The organism is Caballeronia sp., from assembly GCF_049581465.1.
In the GTDB taxonomy this organism is placed as follows: Bacteria; Pseudomonadota; Gammaproteobacteria; order Burkholderiales; family Burkholderiaceae; genus Caballeronia.
In genome coordinates this window covers 13,967-29,544 of record NZ_JBAUSA010000672.1, presented here as the reverse complement: position 1 = coordinate 29,544, position 15,578 = coordinate 13,967, and the positions used below count along the sequence as shown (strand labels likewise).

The following is a 15,578-nucleotide window of genomic DNA, read 5'->3' as shown; positions in this document are numbered from 1 at the left end:
GATAAGCTCGAGACGCGTTTCGAAAATGGCGAACACGGAACTGACGATACGGCGCAGCGGGCTCGGGGTTTCGTGCGGCGATTGCCTTTCTGTCGTCATGTCTTGGCCGCTGATAGGGTGGTTAATGGCGCATACACTTCCGGGTGGTTGCGTTACGCAACCACCCGGTCGTTTGGAACTAAGACGCTAGCGGGGGCCTGATTCGACCCGCCGCGTGGCAGCGCGTCCTGCCGGCTAGTTCGAAGAATGCCGCGAGCCTGGACGCAACCTTATCGGCGGTTGATCAGCAAGCCGACGACGACACCCAGACCTGCTGCAATTCCGATCGATGCCCACGGACGCTCGTGCACGAAGTCATCGGTCGCGCGGGCGGCTTTCTTACCCTTTTCGATCACCACGACCTGTGCGTCGGCAGCCTTTTCTTTCGCTTGCTTCAAGCGGCTCAGAGCGGTCTCGCGCAACTCGGATGCACGCTCGCCAGTGGCGCTTGCGGCCTGCTTCAACAGGTCTTCGGCGTCTGCGAGAACGGTTTTGATATCCGACATGAATCGCTCCTTATTGATTTCTGACGTTGATGGCCCCAATCGCCGGGGCTATGCGAATCGTACCAAAGATGCAGCCGTCAATTGGCAGCCATGCGCGCCGAGTGCTTCCTGCAGTTTTTGTTCCTGATGCTACGCAGGCGCTCAAACAGCGGAGGGACGCCCTGGCGGGATAAGCATCCGATAAAGTACCACGCCGATCTGGCCCGCAAAAACTTCCGTCGACGTTGAAAAATTACAAATTCGCATGTGTATCTAACGGAATGTTCGTTAGCCGAGCGGGTTTAGTCCCGTATGCTAGCGTTCCGTCCGATCGCGCTGCGCCCGCAAAAACGGCCAGCCGGTTCAGTCGACACCAGCCCGCGCTGTCACGTATATCTACGTGCATCGCGGTCCAACGCTTCGAGGAGACACATTATGAGCTTGCATCTCGGCGATATAGCGCCGGATTTCGAACAGGATTCCAGTGTCGGCCGTATCCGGTTTCACCAATGGCTGGGTGACAGCTGGGGCGTGCTTTTTTCGCATCCAGCGGATTTCACGCCGGTGTGCACGACCGAACTCGGACTGACCGCAAAGCTCGCGGACGAGTTTGAGAAGCGCAATGTAAAGGCGATTGCGTTGTCGGTGGATAGCGTGGAATCGCACAAGGAATGGATCAAGGACATCAATGAAACGCAGGCCGCGAATGTCGGCTTTCCGATCCTGGCCGATGGCGACCGCAAGGTGTCGGAACTGTATGACATGATCCATCCGAACGCGAATGCCACGTTGACTGTGCGGTCGCTGTTCGTCATCGATCCGCAGAAAAAGCTGCGCCTGACGATTACTTATCCGGCGAGCACGGGTCGGAACTTCGATGAAATCCTGCGTGTAATCGACTCTTTGCAACTCACCGACAGCCATCAGGTCGCGACGCCTGCCAATTGGAAGCAGGGCGACGACGTGGTGATCGTGCCGTCCCTGCAAGACCCGGAAGAGATCAAGCGCAAGTTTCCAAAGGGGTTCAAGGCGGTGCGTCCGTATTTGCGGTTGACGCCGCAACCGAACAAATAGCGGGTGCCTCAACCGCTGGACCTGACTCCAGCAAAAAACCAAGCAAAAAAGCCAACGCCGCAAGGCGTTGGCTTTTTTGCTTGAGTCAGGCCACGAACGGCCAACCAGAAAACCTCAGAAAAACGCTTGAATCCCCGTCTGTGCACGGCCAAGAATCAGCGCGTGAATATCGTGCGTGCCTTCATAGGTGTTCACGACTTCCAGGTTCACCAAGTGGCGCGCGATGCCGAATTCGTCGGAAATCCCATTTCCGCCGAGCATGTCGCGCGCGAGCCGCGCAATGTCCAGCGCCTTTCCGCAGGAATTGCGCTTCATGATCGACGTGATCTCGACCGCAGCCGTTCCTTCGTCCTTCATACGGCCAAGTCGCAAAACGCCTTGCAATCCCAGCGTGATTTCGGTCTGCATATCGGCAAGTTTCTTCTGGATAAGCTGGTTGGCGGCGAGCGGCCGGCCGAACTGCTTGCGGTCGAGCGTGTATTGCCGCGCCATGTGCCAGCACGCTTCAGCCGCACCGAGCGCGCCCCACGCAATGCCGTATCGCGCGGAATTCAAGCACGTGAACGGTCCTTTTAGACCACGGACGTTGGGGAGCATGTTCTCTTCGGGAACGAAGACTTCATCCATCACGATTTCGCCGGTGATCGACGCTTTTAGCCCGACTTTGCCGTGAATCTTCGGGGCGCTCAAACCCTTCCAGCCCTTTTCGAGGATGAAGCCGCGAATCTGGTCCTGTCCGTCCTCTTCGAGTTTCGCCCACACGACGAATACATCGGCGATCGGTGAATTGGAGATCCACGTTTTCTGGCCTGACATCGAAAAACCGCCATCGACCTTTTTGGCGCGCGTTGTCATGCTTGCCGGATCGGAGCCGGCGTTCGGTTCGGTGAGTCCGAAACAGCCGATCCACTCGCCGCTTCCCAGCTTTCGCAAGTACGTTTGTTTTTGGGCGTCGCTGCCGAACTCGTTGATAGGCACCATCACGAGCGACGATTGCACGGACATCATCGATCGATAACCCGAATCGACGCGTTCCACTTCGCGCGCGATCAGCCCGTAGCTCACGTAATTAAGGCCCGGACCGCCGTACTGTTCCGGGATAGTCGGGCCGAGCAAGCCGAGTTCGCCCATTTCGCGAAAGATCGCGACGTCGGTGTGTTCGTTGCGAAAAGCCTCGAGCACGCGCGGCTGCAGCTTGTCTTGCGCGTACGCGTGCGCAGCGTCGCGGATCATGCGTTCTTCGTCGCTAAGTTGCTGGTCGAGCAGCAACGGATCTTCCCAATTGAAGCGGGCGGTATCGGCCATGTCTCTTCTCCTGTTTCCCTTCCATTAACGAGCTTTCAACGAACTTTCGGACTTGACTTTAGTTCCGCTCTGCGGAACAATGTTTTGCAAATCGCACTTGAGTGTAGCATTCGATGCCACTGAACTTCAATCCGAATTCCGATGTACCCGAGGGTATCGATGAGCGGAAGTTCGTCGTTGCTTTAGCTCGCGGACTTTCGCTTCTACGTGTCTTTCGTCCGGGCGAGACCTTGTTGGGCAATCGCGATTTCGTTGAAAGGACGGGCTTGGCGAAAGCGACCGTGAATCGGCTGGTATATACGCTGACTACGCTTGGCTATCTTCGGTTCGATGAACCTGCGGGTAAATATGCGCTCGATACTGGTGTGTTGTCGCTAGGGTTCACATTGCTCGCCGGCGTTGATGCGCTGGAACTTGCCCGACCGCACATGCGGGCGTTGGCGCGGGAGATTGGGGCGGCGGTTTCGCTGGGTTGTCGCGATGGCCTCGACATGATCTATCTGGAGACGATCCGCAGTGAAACCGCGCTAACCCTGGGCCTCGCGCCTGGTTCCCGGTTGTCCATGCTGACGAGTTCCATGGGTCGCGCCTATCTGGCCGTGCAGGAACCGGACGTGTGCGCGGCGCTGTTACAGGAACTTGCCACGGCGGCGGGAAAGGACGGTGCGCGTCTGGTCGAGGCGGCGCGGGAATCAATCGCGGATTTTGCCCGCGATGGCTGTTGCTATTCGTTTCGCGACTGGCACGAGGACGTGAATGCGATTGCGGTGCCACTACGCGATGTCCGCAACGGGCAGTGGTTGGTATTGAGCAGCAGCGGGCCGGCGTCCTCAATGGATGACGTTTATTTCCGCGAAGTCATTGGTCCAAAGCTGCGCGCATTGGCTGGGCGACTGGCCTGAACGGCCGCGCTGGCAAAGGCCTCGCGCCCAAAATAAGTCGTTCCGGCGACTAAATTAGATCGAAATACGCATAAAGGCGTAAAAACGCGATTTATAAATAAGCTCCCCAAAAAATTGGTCTTAGAACATAATTCGACCAAACAGCCGCAGGGGGACAAAAAAATGACCGGGTTCTCGCTGGACGCAACGGATTGCCGAATTTTATCGGTGCTGCAAGAGGATGGACGCATCAGCAACCTCGATTTGGCGGAGCGAATTTCGCTATCGCCTTCGGCTTGCCTACGCCGGATGCGGCTACTGGAAGAAGAAGGGGTAATCGCGAGTTATCGCGCGTGTCTCGACCGTGAACGACTCGGCGTGGAGTTGGAGGCGTTTGTCCACGTGTCGATGCGCAACGATCAGGAAAACTGGCACGAGAAATTTGCGGACGCGGTGCGGGAATGGCCGGAAGTGGTGGGCGCGTTTGTTGTGACGGGCGACACCCATTACGTGCTACGCGTGCTCGCTTACAACCTGAAGCATTATTCCGACTTCATCCTCAGCAAGCTTTATAAGGCGCCGGGCGTGATTGACATCCGCTCGAACATCGTACTCCAGACCATGAAGGACGAAACCGGTGTGCCGGTGGCGCTGATCGACCGTACGAATTGAACGGGGGTTTTATTGAGGTGGCGGCTCTGCTTGCGGAACCACCACGAGCCCCTCACTCACTGGTCTAGCGTCCCAAGCGTATGAAACAGTCCCGCCTGGAATACGAGCGGGGAGATCTTAGCCGCATCCGGATGCACCCCACACCGTTCGACCTGACCCACGAAAATCACGTGATCGCCTTCCTGATAGCGGCTGCGGTTGTGGCATTCGAACCACGCAAGCGCCCCATTGAGCACAGGCATGCCCGTATCGCCGGCTGCGTGTGACACACCGGCAAAGCGGTCGCCCTTGACCGTCGCGAAACGTTTGCACAGGTCGACCTGCGACGCCGCGAGCACATTCACCACATAGTGACTATTCGCCTGAAAGACAGGCATCGACGCCGAGTTGGTCGAAAGGCTCCACAAAACCAGCGGTGGATCAAGCGAAACGGAATTGAAAGAACTGGCGGTTATGCCAATCAGTTCGCCGGATGCGGCGCGCGTGGTGATGACCGTGACGCCCGTGGCGAACTGGCTGAGGGCATCGCGGAAAGCAAGGTTATCGAAATTCGGTGGATTGGCGCGGGTCATCGGGCAAGTTGTTCGTTTTCGACTGGAGCGGCGAAAGCTGTCAAAAGGGCGTGCGGATTGCCAGATGGACGGATTTCGAAGTCATCGGAAGATTAGGGTTTGTTTGCAATTCTAGCGGATTAGAATCCGGATCCACCGTGGGAAAAGCCTCACGCGCGACGCGGCCATTAAAAACCCAGTAAGCTCACTAAGTTGATTGACAGGGGTTTCGCCCATATTTGATGCCGTGCGAAACGCGAACCAGGAGCCAGCATGACGCAACATGACGAAAAGGCCGAGCGCGAAACCGCGACCATCGGCGGTGGATGTTTTTGGTGCACCGAAGCGGTATTCCTAGGGGTAGATGGCGTGTTGGCGGTGGAATCAGGCTATGCCGGAGGCCACGCGAAAAATCCGTCGTACGAGCAGGTTTGCGACGGCACAACCGGACACGCTGAAGTGATCAAAGTAGACTTCGATCCGTCCGTGATCGGATACGGCGAAGTTCTTGAAATTTTCTTCGCGACGCACGATCCGACGCAACTTAATCGCCAAGGCAACGACGTCGGCACGCAGTATCGATCGTCTATTTTTACGCACTCGGACGAGCAGCGGAAAATCGCGCTGGAAACGATCGATCAATTGCAGAAGGACGGGATTTTCGATGGCAAGATCGTCACCGAAGTCACGCCCCTGAACGGCAACTACTTTCCGGCCGAGGATTACCACCAGAACTACTTCGAGCAACATCCGAATCAGGGATATTGCGCCTTCGTGGTCGCACCGAAGGTGGCGAAATTTCGGCAGAAGTTCGCACATCGCTTGAGGCGGTAGGGGTGTTTTGAAGGGGTTTTGAGAAAAACGGGCTTCGTGAAAACGCGGCCCGTTTTTTATTTGGGCGCAAACAGCACGGCCATTGCCTTTGCCAGCGCGATGCACGTGAGCGGCGCCGACCCTTCGGCCTTGTTGTTCGCCGCGATCAGCACGGGCTGGCCGCCCAGCGCATAGCGCACGGCCAGTTCGGCGAGCGCTGCGCGCGTGTCAGGGTCTTCATCGACGAGCTGGTCGAACGGCTCGTACTTCGCCTTCGCCTGCTCGTATTTGAAGCCGCCATGCAGGCTCCAGCGCACAATCAGCGGTCCGAGGCCGCCTTCATCGAGCAATGCCAGCGCCTTCGCTTGCCGGCGCGGATCGGGCATGCGCGCGTGGATGCCGACGCAATACCGTACGTTCGACTCACGTAGCACGCGGACGAAGCGCGGCGTCAGCATCACGGCGTCGCGCAACTCGACGGCGTAGCAAGTTTCGCCGGGCAAGGGCGGCAACGCCTTGAGGAATGCGCAAAGCCGTTCAAGGAACGCCGACGGATCGACGACCAGCGCGTCGGGCAACGGCGAAATCTGAAATACGAGCGCACCGGCCTTGGCGCCCAGCCCGCTTATACAAGGTTGCACGAATTCGTCGATGGCGATGCGCGCGTCAAGAAACGCGGGGTTATCGCCGGCAGGAACGCCTTTATTGCCGCGCACGGTGGCGTCGGTGACCGACGACGGCGCTTTCACGATAAACCGGAAGTGCTCCGGCACCTGGTTCGCGAAGCGGGCGTATTCGCCCACCGATAACGGCCCGTAGAACGAACGGTCGATGGACACACAACGCAGCAACGGGTGCGCGCTGAGTGCGCCGAGGCCATCGCGGGAAAGTTTGGCCGACGAATAGTCGTCGCCGTAGACAAGGTCGCGCCACCCGGGAAACGACCAGGTCGACGGGCCGAGATGAATCGAATCGGGCAGGCGGGCAGCTAGAGCGTGGAGTTCGGGCGCGGCGGGCGCAGGAAGGACGCCGCGGGATTTTGTGCGTGAAGTCGGTGCAGGGGGCTTGGCCTCGGGCGCGTCCGTTGCGTCCGGTCCACTCGTTGTGCCCGTCTCACCGAACAGATCGGGCTGCTTCAAGGCGGCGCCTGCGTCCTCGGTCTCGGCGGTCCGCGCGCAGGAATCAACCGCAGCCGGTTCGTCACCCGCCGCGGTCGAATCGCTATCGGCACCCGATGCCGGAATCAGAGCGCCTTCTCGTACATATATCTGCGTGACCGCGGCAGTGTCTTCGCACTACGCCCGGCTTTGCGGCAAACGATCTGATAAATCGACACCTCGTCGTTCTCGAACGCATAAGCACAACCCGCCAGATATACGCGCCAGATGCGGAATTTTTCATCGTCGACGAGCTTCTTCGCCTGCTCCGACCTCGCCTCGAAATTTTCCGCCCAGATATCGAGCGTGCGGGCATAGTGGCGACGCAGGCTTTCCACATCGACGGCTTCGAGGCCGCCTTCCTGCAACGCCTGGAGCGCAAGCCCGATATGCGGCAATTCGCCGTCCGGGAAGACATATCTGTCGATGAATTCGCCGCCGCCCAGCGCCGTTTCGCCGCTGTTGAAGTCGGTCGATGTGATGCCGTGGTTCATCGCGATGCCGTCGTCCGTCAGCAGATCGTGGACCCTGCCGAAGTAACCGGGCAGATTCTTGCGACCGACGTGCTCGAACATGCCGACGCTCGTGATCCGGTCGAACTGGCCTTGCACGTCGCGATAATCCTGCAGCCGGATTTCGATCTTGCCCTCAAGCCCGGCGTCCTTCACGCGCTTGGTAGCGAGATCGAACTGGTTCTGCGAAAGCGTCACGCCCACGCATTGCGCGCCAAATTTTTGAGCTGCCCGCAGGACGAGCGCGCCCCAGCCGCAGCCGATATCGAGCAGGCGCTGGCCGGGCTGCAACTGGATCTTGGTGAGAATGTGGTCGATCTTCTTGATCTGCGCTGTCGCGAGGTCTTCGTCGCCGTTCTCGAAATACGCACAGGAGTACACCATGTTCTCGTCGAGCCAGAGCTGGTAGAACTCGTTCGATACATCGTAGTGGTACTGGATGGCTTTCTTGTCCGACGCCTTCGTGTGATTGAAGTAGCGCCGCACACGCGCCAGCTTGCCGGCGCTCGTGACCGTGCTTTTGGCCAGTCCATAACTGATGTTGATGATGTCCGACAGCTTGCCTTCAATGTCGATCTTTCCTTTGACATAGGCTTCGCCGAGATTATCGAGACTCGGCTCTAGCAGATAAGGCAACGCGGTCGCGCTCTTCACATGTAGCGTGACTTGCGGCGCCGCGAAGCTGCCGAAGTCGTGTTGCTGCCCATCCCACAGGACGAGGCGTGCGGGCAGGTTGGCCCGGTTGCGAACGTCCTGCACCCACTGCGTCAGTTTTTTCTCCCAGAACATGCTTGTCTCTCCGCGCTCAGATGAAATGAAGCCAAACGGGTCGCTGGTGCTGCACGCGTGCCAAGATCATTCGACCGCTTCGCACAGGCCTGGCTTGCCCCGGACACACCGCCACGAAACGCGTTTTGGCGCGGGTCGGTTCAGTCGTGCCGGTTCGCGAGGAACCTGGCGATGCGTCGAGATCTTGCTACGGCGATAGTCGGGCGATCTGCCATTGCTGGCCGATTTCCACTTGATCGGTTTCGTTACGCGTGTTGTGTGTGCTGCTGCGGGTGCCGCGGGTGTACCGGACGCGGTCATGCAACCGTGACGGGCGGCCCTGCCAGAATTCGATGGTGTCGGGGACAAGCCGGAAGCCGCCCCAGAATGGTGGGCGCGGCGGGTGGTCGCCGTATTGCGCGATGATTTCGCGCTCGCGGGCTTCGAGCACCGCGCGGCTTTCAATCACCTCACTCTGCGCCGACGCCCAGGCGCCTATGCGCGAGTTCAGCGGGCGCGACGCATAGTAAGCATCGCTTTCTTCGGCGCTAGTCTTGACGACGGAGCCTTCGAAGCGCACTTGGCGCTCAAGTTCGATCCAGTAAAACAGCAGGCTCGCGGCGGGGTTGGCGGCGAGCTCACGACCCTTGCGGCTTTCGTAGTTCGTGTAGAAAACGATCCCGCGTTCGTCGATGCCCTTGATCAAGACGATGCGCGCCGAGGGGCGGCCGCGCTCGTCGACCGTGGCGAGGGTCATGGTATTCGGTTCGGGTAACTGAGCGTCGAGCGCCTGTGCGAACCACTTTTCGAATTGTCGAATCGGATCGGCATCCACGTCGGATGTGTCGAGCGATCCGATGGAATAATTCTTACGAAGATCAGCGAGGGAGGTCATTTTTTATGCAAACGCTTCAGTCGCATCAGTATATCCAAGGACGACAAATCCTGGGCTTCACCGCTCTATAAACGTCGATTTCGTGCTTTGAGTTGATTTTCGACGCGATTCAAGAAAAGTCTTGCACTCCACTGGTTGGTTTCATTAAGCTTTCAATGTCGCTGGGTCGCTTCCACGAGTCGACCGTCGATAAGGCAGAATACGCAATTAAGCGAAAACCTGCTCACTACTGCTTCTATCGTTGCAATAGCGCGTCAGCGCGGCTTTTGGCCACTCGCTTTTTTCTTGTTGCACGCTCCGCAAATCGACTATGAACAGCTTGGCCCCTGATGCCATCAATCTTACCTCCGCTACGCCGGAGTTTGAACCCGCTGACCGCGCACGCCGCTTTGGTGGCGTCGCGCGCTTGTATGGCGCAGCCGGACTGGCTGCGTTCGAGCGCGCGCACGTTGCGGTGATCGGAATCGGCGGCGTGGGATCGTGGGCAGTTGAGGCGCTGGCACGTAACGCAATCGGGCGACTCACGCTGATTGACTTGGACAACGTGGCCGAAAGCAATACGAATCGCCAGGTGCATGCACTTGACGGCAATTACGGCAAGGCGAAGGTCAGCGCGATGGCCGAGCGCATCCGGTTGATCGATCCTGCTTGCCAGGTGACCGAGGTCGAGGATTTCGTCGAACCGGCCAACTTCGACACCGTGCTGGGCGGCGGTTTCGATTTCGTTATCGATGCAATCGACAGCGTGCGGACCAAAACGGCGTTGATCGCGTGGTGCGTGGAGCACAACCAGAAGTTGATTACTATCGGCGGCGCGGGCGGGCAATTGGATCCGACGCGGATTCGTATCGACGATCTTGCCCTGACGATCCAGGACCCATTGCTTTCAAAAGTTCGCGGCCAGTTGCGCAAGCACCACGGTTTTCCGCGCGGGCCGAAAGCGAAATTCAAGGTGAGCGCGGTGTATTCCGACGAACCGCTGATTTATCCCGATGCGCCCGTGCGCGATATCAGCGAAGAAGCTGGAGACGCGGACGCCGCGCCAATTCATGTCGGGCCGGTGGGACTCAATTGCGCGGGCTTTGGATCGAGTGTCTGCGTGACGGCAAGTTTCGGATTTGCAGCCGTCGCTTATGTTTTAAGGGACTTAGCCAAGCTGATATGAAAACGGTAGAAAAAATGGCCGCTCGGTTAGAGCGGCCATTTTTCATCTGCTTCCTGCTTCCTTCGCGCGCTAGTTTTTAACACCGTCAAAAACCTTGCGCGGACGTTGCGCAAGCTCAGTTCATCGCTGAACTCAGTTTGCGGCGCCAATGCGATACCACCTCAGGCTGGTGCGCGGCGAGCGCGAAAACCGACAGCATTGTCTTGCGCCCCACGTCGTCCATGAAAGCGCGGTCGCGCGTCACGATCGCGAACAAATGTTCCAGCGCACCGTCGAAATCGCGACCCGCAATCAGGCGGTTGGCCAGTGCGAATCGCGCCTCAAGGTCGTCGGGGTTCGCGGTTACGGCAGCGATAAGCGCATCGGCGGGCGGGAGGGCAGCGGCGGCGTCCGCCGCGTCCAGTTCCGTTTTCAACGCGTTATAGCGAGTGTCGATTCCCTGCGTGGTTTTCGGCGAAAGCAGCTTGTCCTCGTCGCGCGCTTCGTCGATGCGATTGGCCGCTAACAGCCATTCGATCAGGTCCAGCCGCGCGTCGTCGTAGCCCGGATCAAGCGCGAGACTGTTTTTGATGTGATCGATTGCCTGGAGCTTTTCGCCCGCTGCATAGGCCAGATGCGCCGCGCGACGCTCGGCTTCGGCGCCATCTGGCACCAGTTTCTCGATGAACTCCCGCAACTGGCCTTCCGTCAGCACGCCAATGAACTGGTCGACGGCGTGGCCGTCCGCAAACGCGATAACGTGCGGAATGCTGCGCACCTGGAAGTGTTGCGCCAGCTCCTGATTTTCATCGACATTCACCTTCACAAGCTTCCACTTGCCCGCGCCTTCCGCTTCGAGTCGCTCGAGCATTGGGCCGAGCGTCTTGCACGGACCGCACCACGGCGCCCAAAAGTCCACGAGCACCGGCGCGAGCGTGGACGCGGTGATTACATCTTGTTCGAACGTGGCGAGAGTTGTGTCCATGGTCTTCCTCCAAATACGCGTAGCGATGAGCCATTATTTTGGGGCACGACAGCGGAGTTCAAGGTCGCGCCCGCGTCCGGCCATCCATTAAGCTTCAGGCGCGTTCGACTAAGGGCGGGGCGGCGGCAACGGAATGAACTCGGTTTCGCCGGGAACGTGGCCGATACGCTGCTCGCTCCAGGCGATCTTGGCGGCCTCGATTTTCTCCCTTGAACTCGACACGAAATTCCATTCCAGGAACCGATGGCCGTCCAGCGGCGCGCCGCCGAGCACCATCGCGATCGCACCGTTCGTGCTGCGCAGATCGACCGGAAAACCTGTCTTCAACACGGCCATCTGGCCTTCAGGCAACACACTCCCGTCGACGCTCAGATCCCCTTCCAGCAGGTAGACCCCACGTTCCTCGTGTTCGGTATCGAGCGTCACGGCGCTGTCCGCCGAAAACTCAGCCGCCACGTAGAGCGTGGGCGAGAACGTAACGGTGGGCGCCGTTTGCCCGAACGCGCTACCGGCGATCACGCGAAGCTTGACACCGTCGCGGTCGATTTGCGGCAGCGTAGCAGCCGCATGATGTTCGAACGACGGCGCGACTTCCTCGTCCTTCGTGGGCAATCCAACCCACGTCTGGATACCGTGCATTTTCTGGCCCGTCGCGCGCTCTTCGTCGGGCGTGCGTTCCGAATGCACGATGCCGCGGCCCGCCGTCATCCAGTTCACGTCGCCGGCCGTGATCTTCTGTACTGAACCGATGCTGTCGCGGTGCATGATCGCGCCTTCGAATAGATACGTTACGGTCGCGAGGCCGATGTGCGGATGCGGGCGCACGTCGATTCCCACTCCGGGCATGAGCGTAGCGGGACCGATGTGGTCGAAGAAGATGAACGGCCCGACAGTTCGGACGGCAGCCGAAGGCAACACGCGCCGGACGATGAGGTTTCCGATGTCGTGTTGATGCGGCTTGAGAAACGCTTCGATCGTTGAAGACATTTGAACGCCCTGGATTGCGTACTCGGAAACCTGATTCTACTGGGCGTAGTCAGGAAGCACACAAACGATTCGGGCCCCTAGGCCATCAGGCCGATGCTGCAACCGTTTTCAGCGGAGCGGGCAAAGTAACGCCCGACAGGGGGACGATGTCGAGTGTTTTTTTTGCCTCGTCCGAATGGCCCATGCCGTAAGTTTATGAAGCCCGTTTGCAGCCATCGTCCGCTAAAGTACCCGTCTGGATTCGATTTACGTGCCCTTTGAAAAAACTCACGGAGATGGCGATGTCGCCCAAGGATTTGTTGTCCGCGTTGATTGTCATTCTTGTCTGGGGGGTGAACTTCGTCGTCATCAAAGTTGGCCTGCACGGCGTGCCGCCCATGCTTCTCGGCGCGTTGCGCTTTGCGTTGGTCGCTTTCCCGGCCGTGTTTTTCGTCAAGCGCCCGGCCATCGCGTTTCGATGGCTGTTCGCCTATGGCGCAACTATTTCGCTCGGCCAGTTCGCGCTGCTTTTCTATGCCATGTCGGTCGGCATGCCCGCAGGCCTCGCTTCGCTCGTCCTGCAGGCGCAGGCGTTCGCCACCCTGATTTTCGCGGCGGTGATTCTTGGCGAGCGGGTTCGCGTGCCGAATATCTTGGGCTTGCTGGTCGCCGCATGCGGGCTGGCCGTGATCGGCATTGAAGGCGGCCACGCAATGACCGCCGCCGGCTTCGTGCTCACGTTGGGGGCTGCGTGCATGTGGGGGATGGGCAACGTCATCACGAAGCGGATGGGCAAGGTCGATTTGCTGTCGCTGGTCGTATGGGCGAGCCTCATTCCGCCTCTGCCATTCCTCGCGCTTTCGTTGATGCTGGAAGGACCGGGACGTATCGAGGCCAGCTTGTCGACCATTTCGCTGACATCCGTCGCGGCGATCGTCTACCTCGCGTTTGTCGCGACCATGATGGGCTACACGTTGTGGGGGAAGTTGCTGGCGCGATATCCGGCAAGCCAGGTTGCGCCGTTCTCGCTACTCGTGCCGATTGTCGGGCTGGTCTCTGCCGCCTTGCTGCTCGACGAAGGCTTGAGTCCGGTCCAGATGCTGGGCGCGGTGCTGGTCATGGCCGGACTCGTGGTGAACGTGTTCGGCGGGCAGCTCGCGCGTCGGTTGACGTCCGCCGCGCGCTAGGTTTCCAGCGCGACGGGCGGTTGATCAATACGTCATCCTGCGGTTGTGCACTACGTCATCCTGCTCTTGGCGAGCGGCGGATTTGCTGCAAAGTATCGCTTGATGCCCTTCATGATCGCATTGGCCATCTTGTCGCGGTATGCGTCGTCGTTCAGGCGCTGTTCCTCTTCCGGATTGCTGATGAATGCGGTTTCCACGAGGATCGAAGGGATATCGGGAGCTTTCAGCACAGCGAAGCCGGCTTGTTCCACGGATCCCTTGTGCAGCTTGTTGATGTCCCCGATCTCGTTCAACACGAAGTTGCCGTAGCGCATCGAGTCGCGAATTTGCGCGGTGGTCGACATGTCGAAAAGTGCGCGGTTGACGCTCGCGTCCTGCGTCGACACGTTGATCCCTCCAATGGAATCGGACGAGTTTTCCTTGTTGGCCATCCAGCGCGCCGCCGCGCTAGAAGCGCCATGATCGGACAACGCGAACACGGACGAACCGCGTGCCTCGGGCGTGGTGAACGCGTCCGCGTGAATGGATACGAACAGATCCGCGCCCACGCGACGAGCCTTTTGCACGCGCACGTTGAGCGGCACGAAGAAGTCGGCGTCGCGGGTCATCATTGCGCGCATGTTCGGCTGCGCGTCGATCTTGGCGCGCAGTTTCTTGGCGACATCGAGCGCAATGTGCTTCTCGTAAGTGCCGCCGGCGCCGATCGCTCCCGGATCTTCGCCGCCATGTCCCGGGTCGATAGCAACGGTCAGCAGGCGAGTCGTGCCCGGCTTGTTGCTTTTCGGATTGGCGAAGCCGTAGTCGTCGGTGTCCGATGTGCTTGACGAATCGTCCTGTTTCGCGATGGCAACGGGCGGCGCCGGCTTGATGACAGGCCTGGGTCTCGCCAACGGAACGGCAGGCGCGCCGACCGGTGGCACGAACGGCGCGGGTGCGCGCGGCAAGTCGGTCGCGCTGTTCTGCGCGTACTTCTGGAAGAAGTCGTCGGTGGTATCGGCGAGGGCTGTTTTCGGCGGCGGCGTCGCCGGGCCGCTCAGCGTGGCTGGCGGTTGCGCCGGATTGGGGTCGGTCTGGTCCAGCGTCTGCTGCTTGCGCTCGGACTGGGCTAGCAAATCCATCAGCGGATCGGGCGCGACGGCGGGATACAGATCGAACACCAGCCTGTATTTATAGCTTCCGATCGGCCCCAGCGTGAACACTTGTGGCTTTACCGATCCCTTCAGGTCGAACACCATGCGTACCACGTGCGGCTGGTATTGTCCGATGCGCACCGACTGGATCTGCGTATCGTTCGGCGTGATCTTTGAGACGAGATCCTTCAACGCCTCGTCGAGGTCCAGTCCGTTCAGGTCAACGACGAGACGGTCTGGAGCCTGCAGCAGTTGCTGATTGATTTGCAGGGGCTGATCGGACTCGATCGTGACCCGCGTGTAATCGCGGGCCGGCCAGACGCGTACGCCGAGCACCGAACTGGCGTATGCAAGCTTGGGTCCGAGCAGCGCGAGCGCTATGGTTGACGCACCGGCGCGCAGGACTTGGCGGCGCCGCCAGTTATGCGACGCCGTCGCGGTCGATTCGATCGACTGAAACGGCTTGATCAACAACTTTCGAGACATGTCTTTCCTGTTTCGCTAAACGCCCGTGCGATGAGCACGCGGCCTTCACCTTCCGGTTCAAGCGTGAATTCGAGGTCCGGTACGCCGAGGAGCCCGCCAGCCTTTTGCGGCCACTCGACGAGACAGATCGCGCCCGTATCGAAGTATTCGCGGAAGCCCGCATCGGCCCATTCGGCCGGGTCGACAAAGCGATAGAGATCGAAATGATAGACGTCGAGCGGACCCAGATCGGTTGCAAGTGAGTAGGGCTCGACGAGTGTGTAAGTGGGACTGCGCACGCGACCCGCGTGACCGAGGGCACGCAGTGTCGCGCGCACCAGGGTCGTCTTGCCCGCGCCGAGATCGCCGATCAACTGCACCTGCAAGCCGGGGAATCGTTCGCCCAAAGTGCGCTTGATATGCGCAAGAGCCAGCGCGAAACGGCCGCCAAAGGCAAGCGTCGCGTCTTCGTCGGGAAGGTCGAAGCGGCGTTTCAGCAACGAAGCGAGCGGGTTTGCAATTGAACGGGCGGGGGTGTCGGGCATTCTC

Annotated in this window: 16 protein-coding genes; 6 read left to right on the top strand and 10 right to left on the bottom strand. The window is 59.5% G+C overall.

The genetic code is table 11. From position 1 onward, the window contains the following. Positions 1–269: 269 nt before the first annotated feature. Positions 270–545: a DUF883 family protein gene (locus WCA53_RS16690; RefSeq protein WP_423912648.1), complete on the bottom strand. Its 276-nt coding sequence runs from the start codon at positions 543–545 to the stop codon at positions 270–272. Positions 546–959: 414 nt separating this feature from the next. On the opposite strand from WCA53_RS16690, the gene WCA53_RS16685 reads away from it, so the two are divergent. Beyond that, entirely contained in the window at positions 960–1,598 is a 639-nt protein-coding gene (locus tag WCA53_RS16685) for a peroxiredoxin (protein ID WP_423912644.1), read from the top strand. Between the two features lie 114 nt (positions 1,599–1,712). Here WCA53_RS16685 and WCA53_RS16680 read toward each other — a convergent pair whose 3' ends face one another. Then, positions 1,713–2,903, bottom strand: coding sequence for an acyl-CoA dehydrogenase (locus WCA53_RS16680; RefSeq protein WP_423912641.1), 1,191 nt, complete (start codon positions 2,901–2,903; stop codon positions 1,713–1,715). A gap of 113 nt (positions 2,904–3,016) precedes the next feature. Between WCA53_RS16680 and WCA53_RS16675 the strand changes: the two genes are divergently transcribed. Together WCA53_RS16675 and WCA53_RS16670 are read left to right on the top strand one after the other, a co-directional pair. Continuing rightward, a complete protein-coding gene (locus tag WCA53_RS16675) occupies positions 3,017–3,805 on the top strand; it encodes an IclR family transcriptional regulator (protein ID WP_423912638.1) in 789 nt (262 codons plus the stop codon). A 162-nt stretch (positions 3,806–3,967) separates the two neighbouring features. Further along, entirely contained in the window at positions 3,968–4,456 is a 489-nt protein-coding gene (locus tag WCA53_RS16670; protein WP_423912635.1) for an Lrp/AsnC family transcriptional regulator, read from the top strand. Between the two features lie 56 nt (positions 4,457–4,512). Here the strand turns inward: WCA53_RS16670 and WCA53_RS16665 are convergent, their stop codons facing one another. Beyond that, positions 4,513–5,028 (bottom strand): flavin reductase family protein, encoded by a 516-nt coding sequence (locus WCA53_RS16665; RefSeq protein ID WP_423912632.1) that lies wholly within the window; start codon positions 5,026–5,028, stop codon positions 4,513–4,515. 252 nt (positions 5,029–5,280) lie between these two features. Here WCA53_RS16665 and msrA point away from each other — a divergent pair, with 252 nt between their 5' ends. Beyond that, entirely contained in the window at positions 5,281–5,841 is a 561-nt protein-coding gene (msrA, locus tag WCA53_RS16660; protein WP_423912629.1) for a peptide-methionine (S)-S-oxide reductase MsrA, read from the top strand. Positions 5,842–5,897: 56 nt separating this feature from the next. Here the strand turns inward: msrA and WCA53_RS16655 are convergent, their stop codons facing one another. From WCA53_RS16655 to pdxH, 3 genes are all read right to left on the bottom strand, one after another. Beyond that, the gene (locus tag WCA53_RS16655) at positions 5,898–6,959 is read right to left on the bottom strand and encodes a DUF72 domain-containing protein (RefSeq protein WP_423912625.1); all 1,062 of its coding nucleotides are present in this window, start codon (positions 6,957–6,959) and stop codon (positions 5,898–5,900) included. Between the two features lie 104 nt (positions 6,960–7,063). Continuing rightward, positions 7,064–8,278 (bottom strand): class I SAM-dependent methyltransferase, encoded by a 1,215-nt coding sequence (locus WCA53_RS16650; protein ID WP_423912622.1) that lies wholly within the window; start codon positions 8,276–8,278, stop codon positions 7,064–7,066. A 187-nt stretch (positions 8,279–8,465) separates the two neighbouring features. Next, complete coding sequence (gene pdxH / locus WCA53_RS16645) at positions 8,466–9,152, bottom strand: pyridoxamine 5'-phosphate oxidase (RefSeq protein ID WP_423912619.1); 687 nt, start codon at positions 9,150–9,152, stop codon at positions 8,466–8,468. Between the two features lie 310 nt (positions 9,153–9,462). On the opposite strand from pdxH, the gene WCA53_RS16640 reads away from it, so the two are divergent. Further along, positions 9,463–10,317 (top strand): tRNA threonylcarbamoyladenosine dehydratase, encoded by an 855-nt coding sequence (locus tag WCA53_RS16640; protein ID WP_423912616.1) that lies wholly within the window; start codon positions 9,463–9,465, stop codon positions 10,315–10,317. A gap of 115 nt (positions 10,318–10,432) precedes the next feature. On the opposite strand, the gene trxA is transcribed toward WCA53_RS16640, so the two are convergent. Further along, positions 10,433–11,281, bottom strand: coding sequence for a thioredoxin (gene trxA, locus WCA53_RS16635; protein WP_423912613.1), 849 nt, complete (start codon positions 11,279–11,281; stop codon positions 10,433–10,435). A gap of 108 nt (positions 11,282–11,389) precedes the next feature. Continuing rightward, a complete protein-coding gene (locus WCA53_RS16630) occupies positions 11,390–12,268 on the bottom strand; it encodes a pirin family protein (RefSeq protein WP_423912610.1) in 879 nt (292 codons plus the stop codon). Between the two features lie 281 nt (positions 12,269–12,549). On the opposite strand from WCA53_RS16630, the gene WCA53_RS16625 reads away from it, so the two are divergent. Then, positions 12,550–13,434: an EamA family transporter gene (locus WCA53_RS16625; RefSeq protein WP_423912607.1), complete on the top strand. Its 885-nt coding sequence runs from the start codon at positions 12,550–12,552 to the stop codon at positions 13,432–13,434. A gap of 50 nt (positions 13,435–13,484) precedes the next feature. On the opposite strand, the gene WCA53_RS16620 is transcribed toward WCA53_RS16625, so the two are convergent. Next, positions 13,485–15,050, bottom strand: a complete 1,566-nt coding sequence (locus WCA53_RS16620; protein ID WP_423912602.1) for an N-acetylmuramoyl-L-alanine amidase — start codon at positions 15,048–15,050, stop codon at positions 13,485–13,487. After that, positions 15,032–15,574, bottom strand: a complete 543-nt coding sequence (gene tsaE, locus WCA53_RS16615) for a tRNA (adenosine(37)-N6)-threonylcarbamoyltransferase complex ATPase subunit type 1 TsaE (RefSeq protein ID WP_423912599.1) — start codon at positions 15,572–15,574, stop codon at positions 15,032–15,034. Before tsaE ends, WCA53_RS16620 begins: the two co-directional genes overlap by 19 nt. Positions 15,575–15,578: the final 4 nt, after the last annotated feature.